This is a genomic window from Nonomuraea sp. NPDC051941, from assembly GCF_044593615.1.
This window is the reverse complement of the sequence record NZ_JBIUCF010000071.1, coordinates 38,267-52,880: the sequence shown is the minus strand read 5'-3', so window position 1 is coordinate 52,880 and position 14,614 is coordinate 38,267. Positions and strand designations below refer to the sequence as shown.

General features: G+C 73.8%; 10 protein-coding genes and 2 riboswitches. Of the genes, 7 read left to right on the top strand and 3 right to left on the bottom strand.

Annotation, left to right across the window (positions count from 1 at the left end):
- The first annotated feature begins 287 nt into the window (after positions 1–287).
- Positions 288–3,113 (top strand): BTAD domain-containing putative transcriptional regulator, encoded by a 2,826-nt coding sequence (locus ACIHFD_RS61405; protein WP_397374857.1) that lies wholly within the window; start codon positions 288–290, stop codon positions 3,111–3,113.
- On the opposite strand, the gene tenA is transcribed toward ACIHFD_RS61405, so the two are convergent.
- The 3 genes from tenA to ACIHFD_RS61390 all read right to left on the bottom strand — a co-directional run bounded on the left by tenA (position 3,094) and on the right by ACIHFD_RS61390 (position 7,374).
- Positions 3,094–3,801: a thiaminase II gene (gene tenA, locus ACIHFD_RS61400; RefSeq protein WP_350742943.1), complete on the bottom strand. Its 708-nt coding sequence runs from the start codon at positions 3,799–3,801 to the stop codon at positions 3,094–3,096. The genes ACIHFD_RS61405 and tenA overlap by 20 nt on opposite strands.
- Positions 3,793–3,888, bottom strand: a riboswitch (TPP riboswitch). (Overlaps the previous gene by 9 nt.)
- A 42-nt stretch (positions 3,889–3,930) precedes the next feature.
- On the bottom strand, positions 3,931–6,045 hold the full coding sequence (locus ACIHFD_RS61395) for a hypothetical protein (RefSeq protein WP_397374856.1): 2,115 nt from the start codon (positions 6,043–6,045) through the stop codon (positions 3,931–3,933).
- A 129-nt stretch (positions 6,046–6,174) separates the two neighbouring features.
- Positions 6,175–7,374 (bottom strand): MFS transporter, encoded by a 1,200-nt coding sequence (locus tag ACIHFD_RS61390; protein WP_397374855.1) that lies wholly within the window; start codon positions 7,372–7,374, stop codon positions 6,175–6,177.
- 59 nt (positions 7,375–7,433) lie between these two features.
- Here ACIHFD_RS61390 and ACIHFD_RS61385 point away from each other — a divergent pair, with 59 nt between their 5' ends.
- The 6 genes from ACIHFD_RS61385 to ACIHFD_RS61360 all read left to right on the top strand — a co-directional run bounded on the left by ACIHFD_RS61385 (position 7,434) and on the right by ACIHFD_RS61360 (position 14,614).
- The gene (locus ACIHFD_RS61385) at positions 7,434–8,408 is read left to right on the top strand and encodes a helix-turn-helix domain-containing protein (protein ID WP_397374854.1); all 975 of its coding nucleotides are present in this window, start codon (positions 7,434–7,436) and stop codon (positions 8,406–8,408) included.
- Positions 8,409–8,492: 84 nt separating this feature from the next.
- Positions 8,493–8,613: riboswitch (SAM riboswitch) on the top strand.
- A 54-nt stretch (positions 8,614–8,667) separates the two neighbouring features.
- Positions 8,668–9,774: a PotD/PotF family extracellular solute-binding protein gene (locus ACIHFD_RS61380; protein ID WP_397374853.1), complete on the top strand. Its 1,107-nt coding sequence runs from the start codon at positions 8,668–8,670 to the stop codon at positions 9,772–9,774.
- Positions 9,753–10,868: an ABC transporter ATP-binding protein gene (locus ACIHFD_RS61375; RefSeq protein WP_397374852.1), complete on the top strand. Its 1,116-nt coding sequence runs from the start codon at positions 9,753–9,755 to the stop codon at positions 10,866–10,868. The genes ACIHFD_RS61380 and ACIHFD_RS61375 overlap by 22 nt, the downstream gene beginning before the upstream one ends.
- Positions 10,865–11,722, top strand: coding sequence for an ABC transporter permease (locus ACIHFD_RS61370; protein ID WP_397374851.1), 858 nt, complete (start codon positions 10,865–10,867; stop codon positions 11,720–11,722). Before ACIHFD_RS61375 ends, ACIHFD_RS61370 begins: the two co-directional genes overlap by 4 nt.
- A complete protein-coding gene (locus ACIHFD_RS61365) occupies positions 11,715–12,515 on the top strand; it encodes an ABC transporter permease (RefSeq protein ID WP_397374850.1) in 801 nt (266 codons plus the stop codon). The genes ACIHFD_RS61370 and ACIHFD_RS61365 overlap by 8 nt, the downstream gene beginning before the upstream one ends.
- 8 nt (positions 12,516–12,523) lie before the next feature.
- Positions 12,524–14,614, top strand: coding sequence for a hydantoinase/oxoprolinase family protein (locus ACIHFD_RS61360; RefSeq protein WP_397374849.1), 2,091 nt, complete (start codon positions 12,524–12,526; stop codon positions 14,612–14,614).

Below are 14,614 nucleotides of genomic sequence, written 5' to 3'. Positions count from 1 at the left end.
CCAGGCCGTCGCGATCGGGCCGGTCGTGAGGCTGAAGAGCAGGGCGAGCCCGGCCGTAAGCACCCCTCTGGTTCTCATGCGGATACCTTTCTGCGGGCAGCGAGGGGCGATGCCCGCCGGAGCCGCGAATCTTGTCCGTTAGATCTTCCGAAGCGCTCTTGCTGGGGATCAAGATTGCGAGTCCGGCATACAAAGAACATCCAAAATCGGTATAAAGGCCCTTCCAGCTTGAACGCTTCACCAACGGACGCCCTCGCACGGCGCCCAGCTCAGGAGAACGCGCGGTCATGGTGGTTGAACAGCCCGTATTCAGTGTTCTTGGGCCGCTGCAGGTCCGGGTCCCGGAAGGGCCCCTACGCATCGCGGGCAGGAAGCCCAGGCTCCTGCTCGCCTCGCTGTTGCTGGAGGCCAACGAGGTGGTCAGCTCGGAGGCGCTCGTCGAGGTGCTGTGGCCCCGGACGCAGCCGTCGTCGGCCGTGGCCAACCTGCGCACCTACGTGAGCACGCTGCGCTCGGCCGGCGTCCAGATCGAGGCCCGGCCCTCCGGTTACGTGATGCAGCTCGACACGGGGCGGCTGGACGCCCTGGAGTTCGAGGACCTGGTGGCCAGGGCGCGGGCGGCGGGGCGTACCGAGGAGGCGGCGGAGCACTTACGCCGGGCGCTGGCGTTGTGGCGCGGCACCCCGCTCGGCGACCTGCCCGCCAGCGCGCTGTGGGACGGGCGGCTGCGCGCGCTCACCCAGGCCCGGCTGGCCGCGGTCGAGGAGTTGGTGGGGCTGAAACTGGCCCGAGGCGAGCACGCCGCCGCGATCGACGACCTGCGCGACCTGATCGGCGAGCACCCCTACCGCGAGGACCTGTGGCAGCAGCTGATCCTCGCCCTGCACCACAGCGGCCGGCGGGCCGAGGCCCTGAACGCCTACGCCACGATCAGACGGCAGCTCGTGGACGAGCTGGGCATCGAGCCGGGGCAGGAATTACGCGACGTGCACGCGTCCGTGCTGGCGGGCGACGCCCCGCCCGCGCCTGTCGCGGCGGCGCCCCACCAGCTCCCCGCGGACGTGCCGGACTTCACCGGTAGGGCGCAGGACATCGCGGCCGTGACGCGCGCCCTGTCCCCCGAGGCCCACCGGCCGGACGGGCCGCCCGCGATCGCCGTGGTGACCGGACCGCCGGGGGTGGGCAAGTCCGCGCTGGCCGTGCACTGCGCCCACGCGTTACGGGCGGGCTACCCCGCCGGCCAGCTCTACCTGTGCCTGGGCGGCACCGACTCCGAACCCGCCGACCCGCTCGCCCTCCTGGCCGAGGCGCTGCGCGCGCTGGGCGTCGCGGAGCCGGCTCTGCCGCCGACCGTGCGCGAGCGGGCCTCGCTGTACCGCTCCTTGCTGTCCGAGCGCCCGATGCTGGTCCTCCTCGACGACGCCGCCGACACCGCCCAGGTACGCGCCCTGCTCCCCGGCAGCGGCAGCGCGGTGCTCGTCACGAGCCGACGGCGGATCGCCGAGCTGCCCGGCGCGCTCCAGCTCGAACTCGACGTGCTGCCGCCCGCGGAGGCCGAGCAGCTCCTGGGCCGGATCGTCGGCCCCGAGCGGGTGGCCGAGGAACGCGAGGCCGCCCGGGCGATCGTGCGCTCCTGCGGCCACTTACCGCTGGCCGTCCGCGTGGCCGGGGCCCGGCTGTCCGGACGGCCCGGCTGGTCGCTGGGCGTGCTGCGGCAGCGGCTGGAGGACGAGGCCGGCCGCCTCGACGAGTTACGCGCCGGCGACCTGGAGGTACGCGGCTCGTTCGAGCTCAGCTACCGGCGGCTGTCCGACGACGCCGCCCTGGCCTTCCGCGCGATCGGCCTGCTCGGCGAGCAGTCCGTCCCCGGCTGGGTGGCCGACGCCGTGCTCGACCGGCCCCGGGCCGACGCCGTCGTAGACACCCTGGTGGACGCGAACCTCCTGCGGCTGGCCGGCACCGACCACGTCGGCCAGCCCCGCTACCGGCTCCACGACCTGATCCGCTGCGCCGCCAAGGAGAAGGCGGGCGGTGACGAGCGGCACGCGCTGGCCCGGGTGCTCGGCGGCTGGCTGACCGCCGCCGAGCACGCCTCCCTGCGGCTGCCCACCACTCTCTTCGGGCTGACGTCCGACCTCGCGCCCCGCTGGAGCCTGGAGCGGGAGACCCTCGGCCGCCTGACCGCCCGGCCGCTGTCGTGGTTCGACGCCGAGCGGGAGTCCCTGGTCGAGGCCGTACAGCTCGCCGCCGGCGCGGGCCTGGCCCAGTCGGCGTGGGGACTGGCCGCCACCCTGGTCCCGTACTTCGACCTGCACTGCCTCCTGGACGAGTGGCAGCTGACGCACCGCCTCGCCCTCGACAGCGCCCGCGCGGCCGGCGACCGCCTCGGGGAGGCCGCCATGCTGCGCGGCCTGGCCCAGGTCTGCCTCTACCAGGACCGGTACGCCGAGGCCGAGGACATGTTCAGGCGGGCCCGCGCCATCTTCCACGAGCTGGGCGACACGCGGAGCGAGGCCATCTCGATCTGCGGGCTGGCGGCGGTCAGCCAGTTCTCCAACCGGCATCTCAAGGCGCTCGCGTCCTTTCGGCAGGCGCTGGCCATGTTCCTGGCCATCGGCGACCGCAGCGGCGAGGCGTACGCGCGGCAGGCGATCGGGCGCGTCTACCTGTCGCTGCGGGACCTGCAGCAGGCGTCCCGGTGGCTGGGGGACGCGCTGCGGCTGGCCGAGGAGCTCGGCGACGCCCACCGCGAGGGCTGCGTGTCGATGCAGCTCGGCCGCATGTACGACCTGTTCGCCCAGTCGGACCGGGCCATGCGCTACCAGGGGCACGCGCTGGGCATCTTCGAGGCGCTCGGCGACCGCCACTGCGGCGCGTACGCCATGCGGAACCTGGGCGGGCTCCAGGTGGCCAGGGGCGACCGTTCGGACGGCTCCGACCAGTTGGAGCGCTCCCTGGTGATCTTCCAGCAACTGGGGGACCGCAGCGGGGAGGCGGACACGTACCAGACGCTCGGCGAGCTGTACCGCTCGTCCGGCCGCACCGCGCTGGCCACCCATTACCTCCATCAGGCCCGTGAGCTGCGCAGGGAGCTCAGCGAGTCGTTCGCGTGAGCTGCGGCCGGAGCCATTGTCCCGTGGGCCAGGTCTCCAGGCGCCAGGCGCTGTCCCAGAACATCCACTCGTACTCGGTGGCCCGGCAGAACGCCTCGTCCATCGCCCGGCGCGTCTCGGGGTCGGCGCTCTCGGCCAGCCGGTCGGTGATGGCCTTGGCCTGCTCCACCGAGGCGGCGAAGGCGGGGTCGGAGTAGGTGCCGATCCAGGTCCGGTACGGGTGGTCGGCCGCGCCCGCCGTACGTTCGAGCAGCGCCGCGCCGACGTCCTGGTAGACCCAGAAGCACGGCAGCACGGCGGCGGCGAGCACGGGCAACGGGGCGGCCAGGGCCGTGGCCTGGAGGTAGGAGGAGTAGGCCAGGCAGGTCGGCGAGGTGGCGACGGCCGCCGTCTCGCCGGCCGTCAGCCCGAACTCCTCCAGATAGCCGGTGTGCAGGGCCCGCTCGACGACGAGCGCCGTGTGCGCGCTCTGCGCGAAGAACGCGGCGTCGGCCGGGGAGCCGGCGCGGGCCGAGGCGGTCGCGAGGACCTTGGCGTAGGCCACCAGGTAGCGCCCGTCCTGGACCAGGTAGAACGCGAATCGCTCGCGATCGAGGGTGCCGTCGCCGAGCGCGGCGTTGAACGGGTGGTCGTGGATCGCCTCGAGCAGCGTGGCCGTGCGCGCCCAGATTTTCTCACAGAAGGTCACCGATGACGTCCCTTCGCTAGTGCGAACTAGATCAGGTTCGACGGGTGTGATCTCAGCCCGGCAGCCCGGGCACCCCGCGTCACGGCCAACGCTAGCAGAAGGCCCGGCCCGGTCGTGCGGCCGGTCGTGTCAGGCGGGGATCAGCTCGTGCAGCGTGCCCGGGGTGTAGACCCGCGCCCCCTCCGGGAGGCCGGTCGGCGCCTCCAGCCCGATGTAGGTGGTGGGCCCGGCCGGCGTGCTCTTCGCGCGCAGCAGGTCGGCCAGGTAGCGGACGCGCAGGAAGTCGCGTTCGACGATGGAGCGCACCAGCAGGGAGGCGCTGACGCGGTTGCCCTCCACCTGGTTGAAGCCGGGGTGGCCCTTCAGGTAGAGGTGCAGCCACTTCACCAGCCAGCCGCCGTCGGCGCCGCGCAGGAAGACGAGCGGCAAGGCGATCCGGCCGGAGCCGCGCAGGTCCGACTTCATGCGCACGGTACGCGGCTCGAACGGCCTGCCTTCCTGCGCGGCGTCCCTGGTCATGTAGCCGAAGAACGCCTCGGCGGCCTCGTCGAACGCTTCCCCGTCGTAGATGTTCACCTGCGGGATGATGATCGGCTGGGTCGCGGCGGCGAGCCGGATGTCGATGAACTCGGACGCGCCTTCGGGCGCCTCGGTGAGGTCGCCGGAGTAGTGGGCGAAGTCGTTGGTGTAGTTCGTCCAGGAAATGTGCGTCGGGTCGTCGTAGGAGGCGTCGAGCATGAGCGCGGACAGGTCGTAGTCGGTGCGCTGCCGGGCCTCGCGCCAGTGGACGAAGAACCTGAGCAGTTCGCCGTCCACCGCCGACACCGAGCCCCGGGGCAGCAGGCCCAGCCCGGGCACGACGGCCTTGCCGGACAGCGGCAGGGCGACGTCGAGCACGTCGGGGTCGACGATCAGCTCGCCGGGGTCGGGGAGGCGGCGGGCGATCTCCTCGTCCAGGATGGCCAGCGCCCGCGCCAGGGCCTCCTCCTCCAGCGGCGAGCGGGAGTCGGGGGCCGCCCACGCCCTGCCCTGCCGGTTGACGAAGACGCGGCCCGCGACGGGGGCGAGCCGGTTCTGCAGATGCTCCCGCAGCGACAGCAGGACGCGGCCGGAGGCGCCCGAGGCGGCCCCTTCCGCGGCATCCAGCACGGCCGACGTGGACAGGCCGATCCGCAGCAGGTGGTCGAGGCGGCGCAGCAGCGCGCCGGGGGCCTGCTCCAGCAGCTTCACCGCCTCGGCGGTGCGGCCCGCCGACAGGGCGGTCTCGACCCGGCCGTCCAGGCTCGGGGCCGGGCGCGTGCCCCTGGCGGTTTCGAAGACGGCCCGGGCGCGCGGGAACTGCGGGTACTCGTGGGGGTGCAGCCGTTCGCCGAGCCGCTTCCACTCCTCCCGGTGGCGCGGCACGTCGCCGAGCCTGGCCGGGGAGGCGACCGCGTCCAGGGCTCCCAGCAGGGCGCGGCGCTCGGCCCGGCGGAACGAGCGGAACCTGGTGGGCTCGGCCAGCGCGACATCGCCGCCGGAGCAGCCGCAGGCGAGCCGGAGCACGTCGGTCACGGTGTCGACCAGCAGCGGCCGGCCCTCGGCCAGCCGGACCTCGTTGACGATCGCGCGGTTCTCGCGCACGGGGACGCGCTCGGGCTCGTCGGCGCAGAACCCGGCCAGCAGGCGCAGCGCGGCCAGGTCCTCGGCGGCCAGGGGCACCTCGGAGCCCGCCAGCGAGAAGTAGAGCTCCCGCGCCTCCGACTCCAGGCTCCCGCCCAGCTCCAGCACGGTCACCCGGTCCCCGGCCAGCGGGATCAGCTCGGCGTGCGCGGCCAGCAGGTCGGCGTAGGTATGTTGGTAACGGCCGTAGCCAGGCAGGGAGAGCAGGTTGAGCGCCGAGGTCTCGACGCGGGCGGCGGCGACCGGGTCGAGCAGGGCCTCGCGCAGCAGCCCGGCCCAGAACTCCAGGGTGTCAGGCACGTTCTTGGGGAAGTCGAGGAAGTACGCGTTGTGCCGGACGTGATCACCCACGAGCGTGCGGACGGCGGCAAGGATGCGGACGCCGAGGTCGACCACGGTCTCGCCGCGCAGCCCGGACAGCCGCTCGAGCAGCGCGGCCGAGCACGTGAAGCCGACGCTGAGCAGCGCCGCGTCGAGCTGGCGGGCGGCGGTCTCCCCCCAGCCGGACCCGGATCCGGCGGGCGCGGCGCCGATGGGCACGCGCAGCCGCCGGGCGATGACGAGGCTTTCCAGAGTGTCCACGAACGGCACCATATAGCCGGGACACGCCCGATCGCGGGGGGTTTTCCGCGCCCGTGCCGAGGGTGCGGCCGGTCAGCGGCGGGGCTGCGCGAGCTCGGCAGCCGGGCCCGCCGCGCGCTCAACGGCCGGTCAGAGGTGGGGGGCCGCTTCGCGCGTACCGCCCGGGCGCAGCACGCCCGCCAGCGCCAGCGCGACCAGGACCCCGGCACCGCCCGCCACCGCGATCGCGGGCCCGGGCGCGATCACCTCTCCGAGCGCCCCGACCAGCGCCGCCCCGGCCGCCTGCCCCGTCATCAGCCCGGACGACTGCAGCCCGAACGCCTGCCCCCGCACCTCCTCGGGCACCGACTCCACGAACCGCCGCTGCAACCCCAGCTGGTACGACAGCCCCGCGGTCGCCACCGCGGCCAGCATGGCGGCCCACGCCATCCCCGGCCCGAGCGCGAACCCCACCCAGGGCACGCCGAGCAGCACCGCCAGCGGAAACGACAGCCGCTCGCGCAGCCCCGGCGCGGCGAACCTGCCCACCGCGAACTCCCCCACCGCCATCCCGCCGGCCGCCGCCGCGAGCACCACCCCGGCCTGCCCCTGCCCGCCCAGATAGGGCACGACCATGGCCTCGGCCCCGGCCAGGAACACGCACGGCAGCCACCCCGCCAGCAGCAGCCCCCGCACCCGCCCATCGGCCAGCAGCCGCCGGTTGACCCGCAGCGTCTGGCGCACCGCGCCCGCCCGCGCCGTGCCCCGGGCGGGCCGGTACGGCAGTCCGGCCCGCAGCACCACGGCGGCCACCGCGGCCAGGCCCGCGGTCGTGGCCAGCGCCCCCGAGGGCCCGGCGACGGCCAGGAACGCGCCCCCGGCCGCCAGCCCGGCGATCTGCGCGCTCGCGGAGGCCACGTTCAGGACCGACCGCCCGAGCACGAACGCGTCGCCGGGCAGCACGTCGGGCAGCATCGCCGCCCGCGCGGCGAAGAAGACCGGCGTGAACAGCCCCGTGACCAGCACCAGCGCCAGCATCGCCCAGACCGGCAACCCCGCGTAGGCCAGCAGCAGGCACGTCACCGCCCTGACCACCTCGCCGGCCACCATCAGCGCCCGCGGCGGCAGCCGGTCGGCCAGCGAGAGCAGCAACAGCCCGCCCACGATGAACGGCAGCCAGCCGGCCATGTACGCGGCGGCCGACAGGCCGGCCGAGCCGGTCCGCTCATAGACCAGCACGGACAAAGCCAGCATCTTGATCGAGTCCCCGCCGACCAGCAGCGCGAAGCTGCCGAACAGGACCCGGAACTCCTTGACGGCGAACACCTCGCCGAACGTCGCCCCATTCACGTCCACGATGGTGCGGACCGGACCGGCGAGCTGGCGACTCTTTCGGATATAACCGAAAGGTGCCCGTAAGAATCGAGGTCACCCCGCAGGACCTGGTGGCCACCAGGTTCGCGATCTCGCCGCTGATCGAGACCATGCACGCGCAGTGGGTGCTGGCGGGCCGGCTGGAGGCGGGCGTCCACGGCCGGTGGGCCGCGCGGTGGCGGGGCACGTACCGGGAGCTCGAACGTGCCCACCCCGTGCTGCGGGCCGCGGACGCGATCAGCGGCAACCGGCGCGGCACGAACGTCGCCTTCATCGCCCCGCCGCCGACGGCGGTGGACGTGCCGTTCGAGGCGGAGCTGGCCGCCATGCGCAGGACGCCGCTGGAGCAGGCGCACGCGGAGATCGCCCGGGCGCTCGCCGGGCGGCCGGCGGCGGGCGGGGTCAGGAAGCTGCTGGCGGGACCGCGGGTGGTAGGGCGGTTCGCCGACGCGTACGAGGCGCTCTGGACGGAGATCGTCTCCCACGACTGGCCGCGCTTCCGCGCGATCCTGCAGCGCGACGTCGCCCATCGGGCGGGACGGCTGGCGGCCTACGGCTGGGCGGCGGCGCTGGAGGACCTCAGCCCGCAGGTCCACTGGCGGCCCCGGGGGCAGATCGAGGTCGAGCTGACCAGCCTCCACGGGCTGCGCCGGCTCGGCGGCAAGGGGCTGCTCTTCCTGCCGTCGGCGTTCACGACCGCCGTCGGCGCCTATCTGGAGGCCGCCTGGCCGTACGCGATGATCTACCCCGCGAGGGGCGCCGCGGCCGTGCCCGCCGCGGCCGACGCCGACCTGTCGGCCCTGATCGGCCGCAGCCGCGCCCGCATCCTCGCCGAGCTGGCCGAGCCCGCCACCACCACCCAGCTCGCGGCCCTGCTCGGGCAGAGCCTGGGCACCACGGGCGGCCATCTGGCGGCGCTGCGCAGGACGGGCCTGATCGCGGGCACCCGCGTCGGCCGCGGCGTCCTGTACGCGCGCACGCCCCTCGGCGACGCCCTGGTCAACGGCTGAGCACACCCTCGCGCAAAAGAGACAAAAGCCACTAAGCATCACCTCGTGCCATATCCAGGTAAATCCTACTGATATAGTCGCTTATGTCACGAGTCCAGTGCGAAGCCCCGGCTTGCTGGACGGCAACCCTCCCACCGCGGCGGGGTGCCCCGGGTGATGACACGGTCGTCGAGCCGAATGGTGCTGCCGGCGGCAAGCGCGGATGTCGAGTCGTGCTGCCCTGCGCCCTTGGCCGGCTGCTCGAAAAGGAAAGGGAAAGATGAAGGGCGGATTCACTCGCCTCGCGGGACTGGGCATGGTGGTCGCGCTGGCGGTCACGGCCTGCGGCGGCGTCGACACGGGCGGCTCTACCGGCGGCTCCACGGGCACCGGCGGCGCGGCGAAGCAGGAGCTCACGGTGACCGCGTTCGCGGGCGCGTGGGGAGAGCTGTTCAAGAAGTCGTTCGTGGAGCCGTTCGAACGCGACACCGGCGCCAAGGTGAATCTCGTCTACGGCGCGAACGCCGAATGGCTCACCAAGCTGCGCGCGGCCGACGGCAAGAACCCGCCGTTCGACGTCATCGCGTTCACGCCGGACGCGTCGCTGCCCGCGGCCTCCGCCGGGCTGCTCCAGCCGCTGGCCACCGACGGGCTCGCGCACTTCAAGGAGCTGGACCCGGTGCTCGCCGGCAAGTCCGCGTACGACGGCAAGCAGTACGGAGTGCCGCTGACCACCGGCTCCACCGGCCTCCTCTACCGCACCGACAAGATCAAGACGCCGCCCGCGGACTGGGCGGACATCTTCGACAAGCAGTACTGCGGCCACGTCGCCCTCCCGCCGCTCACCTACAACCCCGGCCTGGAGTTCTTCTCCGCCCTGGTCACCTCCCAGGGCGGCACGCTGTCCGACCCGGCCGCCGTGGACAAGGCGTTCGACAAGCTCGCGACGCTGAAGGGCTGCGTGTCCTCCTTCCCCGCCAACGCGGGCAACGCCGCCACCGTCATCGAGAACGGCGACGCCTGGATCATGCCCTTCTGGGACGGCCGCGCCTTCGCCATGGCCCAGGCCGGCTCCCCGATCGGCTTCACCTACCCCAAGTCCGGCCCCGTCGGCGCGCTGACCTCGTACTTCATCGCCGCGGGGACGCAGAAGAGCGACCTGGCGAACAAGTTCCTCGACCACCTGACGGCCGCGCAGAACCAGAAGCCGTTCGCCGAGGGCACCTGGTACGCCGCGGGCAACGACTCGATCTCCTACAGCGAGCCGTTCGAGCAGAAGGTGAAGCACGGTCCCGACGTCTTCAAGAAGTTCATCTGGGTGGACTACGCGGTCGCCACCCCGAAGCTGAACGAATGGCAGCAGCGGTGGAACCAGATCTTCGGCTGACCCCGGAAGAAGGCGGCGGGCACGTCGAGATCGAAGGGCTCGCCGCCGGGTACGACGGCGCGCGCGTGCTCGACCTGGACCGGCTGTCGATCCGCAAGGGCGAGTTCCTGTCGATCCTCGGGCCCAGCGGCTGCGGCAAGACGACGCTGCTCAACTGCGTCGCCGGGTTCGTCCAGCCCACGGCCGGGCGGATCGTGATCGACGGCTCCGACGTGACCCGGCGGCCCCCGTACCGGCGGGGCCTGGGCATGGTGTTCCAGAACTACGCGCTCTTCCCGCACATGACCGTGGCCGCCAACGTGGCGTACGGGCTGCGCGTGCGCCGGCTCGACCGGCGGGAGCGGGACGAGCGGGTGCGGGAGGCGCTGAGCCTGGTCGGCCTGGAGGGGTACGCCGGGCGGCGGCCCGGCCGGCTGTCCGGCGGGCAGCAGCAGCGGGTCGCCCTCGCCCGCGCCCTGGCCATCCGGCCCGCCGTGCTGCTGCTGGACGAGCCGCTGTCCAACCTGGACGCCAAGCTGCGCAGGGAGATGCGGGTGGAGCTGCGCGCCATCCAGCGGCGCATCGGCACCACCATGGTCTTCGTCACGCACGACCAGGAGGAGGCGCTCGCGCTGTCCGACCGGGTGGCCGTCATGAACGGCGGCCGGGTCGAGCAGCTCGGCACCCCCGACGAGGTCTACCGGCGGCCGGCGACCCGGTTCGTCGCGCAGTTCATCGGCGCGGCCAACGTGCTGGAGGGCACGGTGACCGGCTCGGGCGCGCTCGACTCCGGCGGGATCGTCGTCGAGTGCGGCCTCCTGTCGCTGCGGCCGGGCGGGCGCGCCGTCGTCGCCGTCCGCCCCGAACGCATCCGCCTGACCACACCGGGCCCAGTGGCCGGCCCAGTGGCCGGCGGCGTGGCCGGGACAGTGGAGTATCGGGCCTTCGCCGGGGACGCCTGGCACGTGGAGGTGCGACTGGCCGACGGGCGCACCCTGAGCGTGCAGGTCGCCGACACCGGCGCGGGCGCCGAGGACCCGCCCGGCGCCGGCACGTCCGTGCTCGCGCACTGGGATCCGGCCGACGTCATCCTCCTGGAAACGGAGGCGCCATGACACGCCGGTGGGCGGGCCTGCCGTACGTCCTGCCGCTCGTCGCCTTCCTGGCCGCGCTGTTCCTGGTCCCCCTCGTTGGGCTGCTGCGGCTCAGCTTCAGCCCCGTCGACGCCTTCAACGCGGCGCTGCCCGGATTCACCTTCGGGCAGTACGCCCGGGTGTTCACCGAGCCGTACTTCTACGGCTCCCTGCTCCGGACCCTGGCCACCGCGCTCCTGGTGGCGGTGCTGTGCGTGACGCTGGCGTACCCGGCCGCGTATTTCCTGGCCCGCCGGCGGCCCGGCGTCGTGCGGACCCTGCTGTTCGTCATCGTGATCTCGCCACTGCTGACCAGCGTGGTCGTACGCACCTACGGATGGGTCGTGCTGCTGTCCGGCAACGGGCTCGTCAACCGGACGCTCGTCGCCTCCGGGCTGCGTGACCAGCCCGCCCAGCTGCTCACCAGCTACCCGGCCGTCGTGGTCGCGGTGACGCACGTGCTGCTGCCGTTCGCGATCATCCCACTCACGACGGCGCTCGGCGGGCTGGACCGCAACCTGCACCGGGCCTCGCAGACGCTCGGAGCCGGGCCGGTCAGGACGTTCCTGCGGGTCACGGTCCCGCTCAGCCTGCCCGGCGCGGTCACCGGCGCCCTCATCGTCTTCGCGCTGGCCATGGGCATCTACATCACGCCGCTGCTGGTCGGCGGGGTGACCCAGCCGCTGACCGGCATCCGGGTCTACGACCAGGTGACGACGGTGTTCGACTACCCGGTGGCGGCGGCGCTGAGCTTCGCGCTGCTCGCGCTGACGGTCGTGTCCACGGGGCTGCTGGCGGGCGTGTTCCGGATCTGGGAGAGGCGCCTTCATGGGTGAGCGGGGTTACGACAGGATCGTGCGGCTGGTGGCCGCGGCCCTGGCGGCGCTGGTGTTCCTGTTCCTGATCGCGCCGCTGGTCGTGCTGGTGACGAGCTCGTTCAACCGGGCGGGCTCAATGGCGTTCCCGCCGTCGGGGCTGTCGCTGCGCTGGTACGCCGAGGTGCTCGGCTCGCCCGACTGGCAGGTCTCGTTCCGGTTGAGCGGCCTGTTGGTGCTCCTGGTGGTGCCGACGACCGTGGTCATCGGGACGCTGGCGGCGTACGGGCTGACGCAGGGGTCGTTCCCCGGGCGGCGGCTGCTGCAGGGGTTCGCGCTGTCGCCGCTGATGGTCCCGGAGATCATCGTCGCGCTCGGCCTGCTCTACTACTTCCACGGCGTCGGCCTCGTCAACTCGGTGACCGGGCTGTGGCCGGCGCACTCGCTGGTGGCGCTGCCGTTCGTGGTGCGGGCGGTCATGGTGAGCGCCGCGCAGCTCGACCCGGCGCTGGAGCGGGCCGCCCTGAGCCTGGGCGCCGGGCGGGTCCGGGTGTTCCTCACGGTGACGCTGCCGCTGCTGCGGCCCGGCATCCTCGCGGGCGCGATCCTCGCCGCGGTCACCTCGCTCGGCGAGGTCGCCGTCACGGCCCTGGTGGCGGGCGCGAACACCACGACGGTGCCGCTGCGCATCTTCTCGGCCGTGCAGTACCAGCTCGACCCGTCGATGGCCGCGGTGTCCACGCTGCTCATGGCGGCGAGCGTGGTGGTGATGGTGGTCGCGGACCGCTTCGCTCGCATTTCGGAGGCCCTATGACAAGCACGGTGACAAGCACGGATACGGCGAGCGCGACCGGCGCGCGGATCGGCATCGACGTCGGGGGAACGTTCACCGACCTCGTGGCCTCCGTGCCGGACCGCGGCCTCGTGGTGCACCACAAGGAGCCGAGCACGCCCGCCGACCCGTCCCTGGCGGTCGCGGACGGGCTGGCGGCCCTCCTCGCCCGCGCGGACCTGCGGCCGGACGAGATCGCGGGCCTCGTCCACGGCACCACGATCGGCCTGAACGCCGTCATCCAGCGGCGCGGCGCGCGCATCGCCCTGGTCGTGACCGAGGGCTACCGCGACATCCTGGAGATCGGCCGCAGCCGCATGCCGTCCTCCTTCGACCTGTACGCGGGCAAGGAGGAGCCCCTCGTCCCCCGCAACCTCATCGTCGAGATCTCCGCCCGGCTGGGCCCGCGTGGCGAACCCGTGGCCGAGCCGGACGCCGCCGAGCTGGACCGCGTCGCCGCGCGGCTGCGGGCAACCGGGGCCGACGCGACGGCGGTCGTGATCCTGCACGGTTACACCGACCCGGCCTTCGAGGAGGGCGTCGCGGCGGGCCTGCGCGAGCGGCTGCCCGCGTTGCCGGTGACGGCCTCGGCGACCGTGTGGCCCGAGGTACGCGAGTACGAGCGTGCCCTGGTGGCCTGCATGAACGCCTACATCCAGCCGCTCATGCGCGACTACTTCGCCCGCCTGGAGAGCCGGGTGCGCGGGCTCGGGGTGTCGGCGCCGATCTTCATCAGCGCCTCCAACGGCGGCTCGATGAGCCTGCACTCGGCCGCCGAGCGGCCCGTCGAGACCGTGCTGTCGGGCCCGGCCGCCGGGGTGGCGGCGGCCGCCCGGCTGGGGGCGGGGGCCATCGTCACCTTCGACATGGGCGGGACCAGCAGCGACATCGCCGTGTCCGTGGACGGGTCGCCCGAACTGGCCACCCACACCACGGTGGGCGGGCTGCCCCTGATCGTGCCGGTCGTGGCCGTGCACGCGATCGGGGCCGGGGGCGGGTCGGTCATCTGGGTGGACGGGCCGGGCGTGCTCAAGGTCGGGCCGGGCAGCGCGGGCGCCGACCCCGGGCCGGCGGCGTACGGCCGGGGCGGCGACCGGCCGACGGTGACGGACTGCTACCTGGCGACCGGGCTGATCGACCCGCGCACGTTCCTCGGCGGCCGGATGCCCCTCGACGCCGATGCCTCGCTCAAGGCCCTGTCGGGCATCGCCGGGGCGGATGCCGCCGGTGACGAGGTGGCCGCGTACCGGGTGGCGGCGTCGGCGTTGCGGGTGGCGACGGCGGGGATGGCGACCGAGCTGCAGAAGATCATGGCGCAGCGCGGGCTCGACCCGCGGCGGTTCGCGCTCGTGCCGTTCGGCGGCGCGGGCCCGACGCACGCCGCCATGCTCGCCGAGGAGGTCGGGATCGCGCACATCGTGGTCCCACCGACCGCCGCCACGTTCTGCGCCCTGGGCGCGGCGGGCGCCGACCTGCGCCGCGACTTCGCCCGCAGCCTGCGCCGCCCCCTGGACGCCGCGAGCGCCACCCGCCTGGCGGGCGTGCTCGCCGAACTGTCCGCCCAGGCCCGGGAGTGGCTGGCCGAGCAGGACGGCGAGGCCCGGCTGCGGGGGCGGCTGTCGTTCGCGGCCGACCTGCGCTACTCCGGCCAGGCGTACGAGCTCCGCGTCGCCCTCGACCCGGACCGCCTCGACGTCGAGGCGGTCTCCGAGGCGTTCCACGCCGAGCACGAGCGCCTGTACGGCTTCCGCGACCCGAGCGCGACCATCGAGCTCGGCACCGCCAGGCTCGGCGTGGTCGGTCCGGCGGCCGAGCTGCCGCCCGCCGCCGTCCCCCCGGGCACGGGCGCGCCCCGTCCCACGGCCAGCAGGCGGGTCCTGCTGGCCGGCGCCTGGCACGACGCCCACGTCCACCTGCGCGACTCCCTCGGCGTGGGGGACGCGTTCGACGGCCCGGCGATCGTCGAGCAGGACGACACCACCGTGGTCGTGCCGCCCGGCTGGTCGGCGGACGTGGACGAGGCCGGCAACCTGCACCTGCGCCGGACGGACGGCGCCCGCAACCCCCGTCGGAAGGCCTGA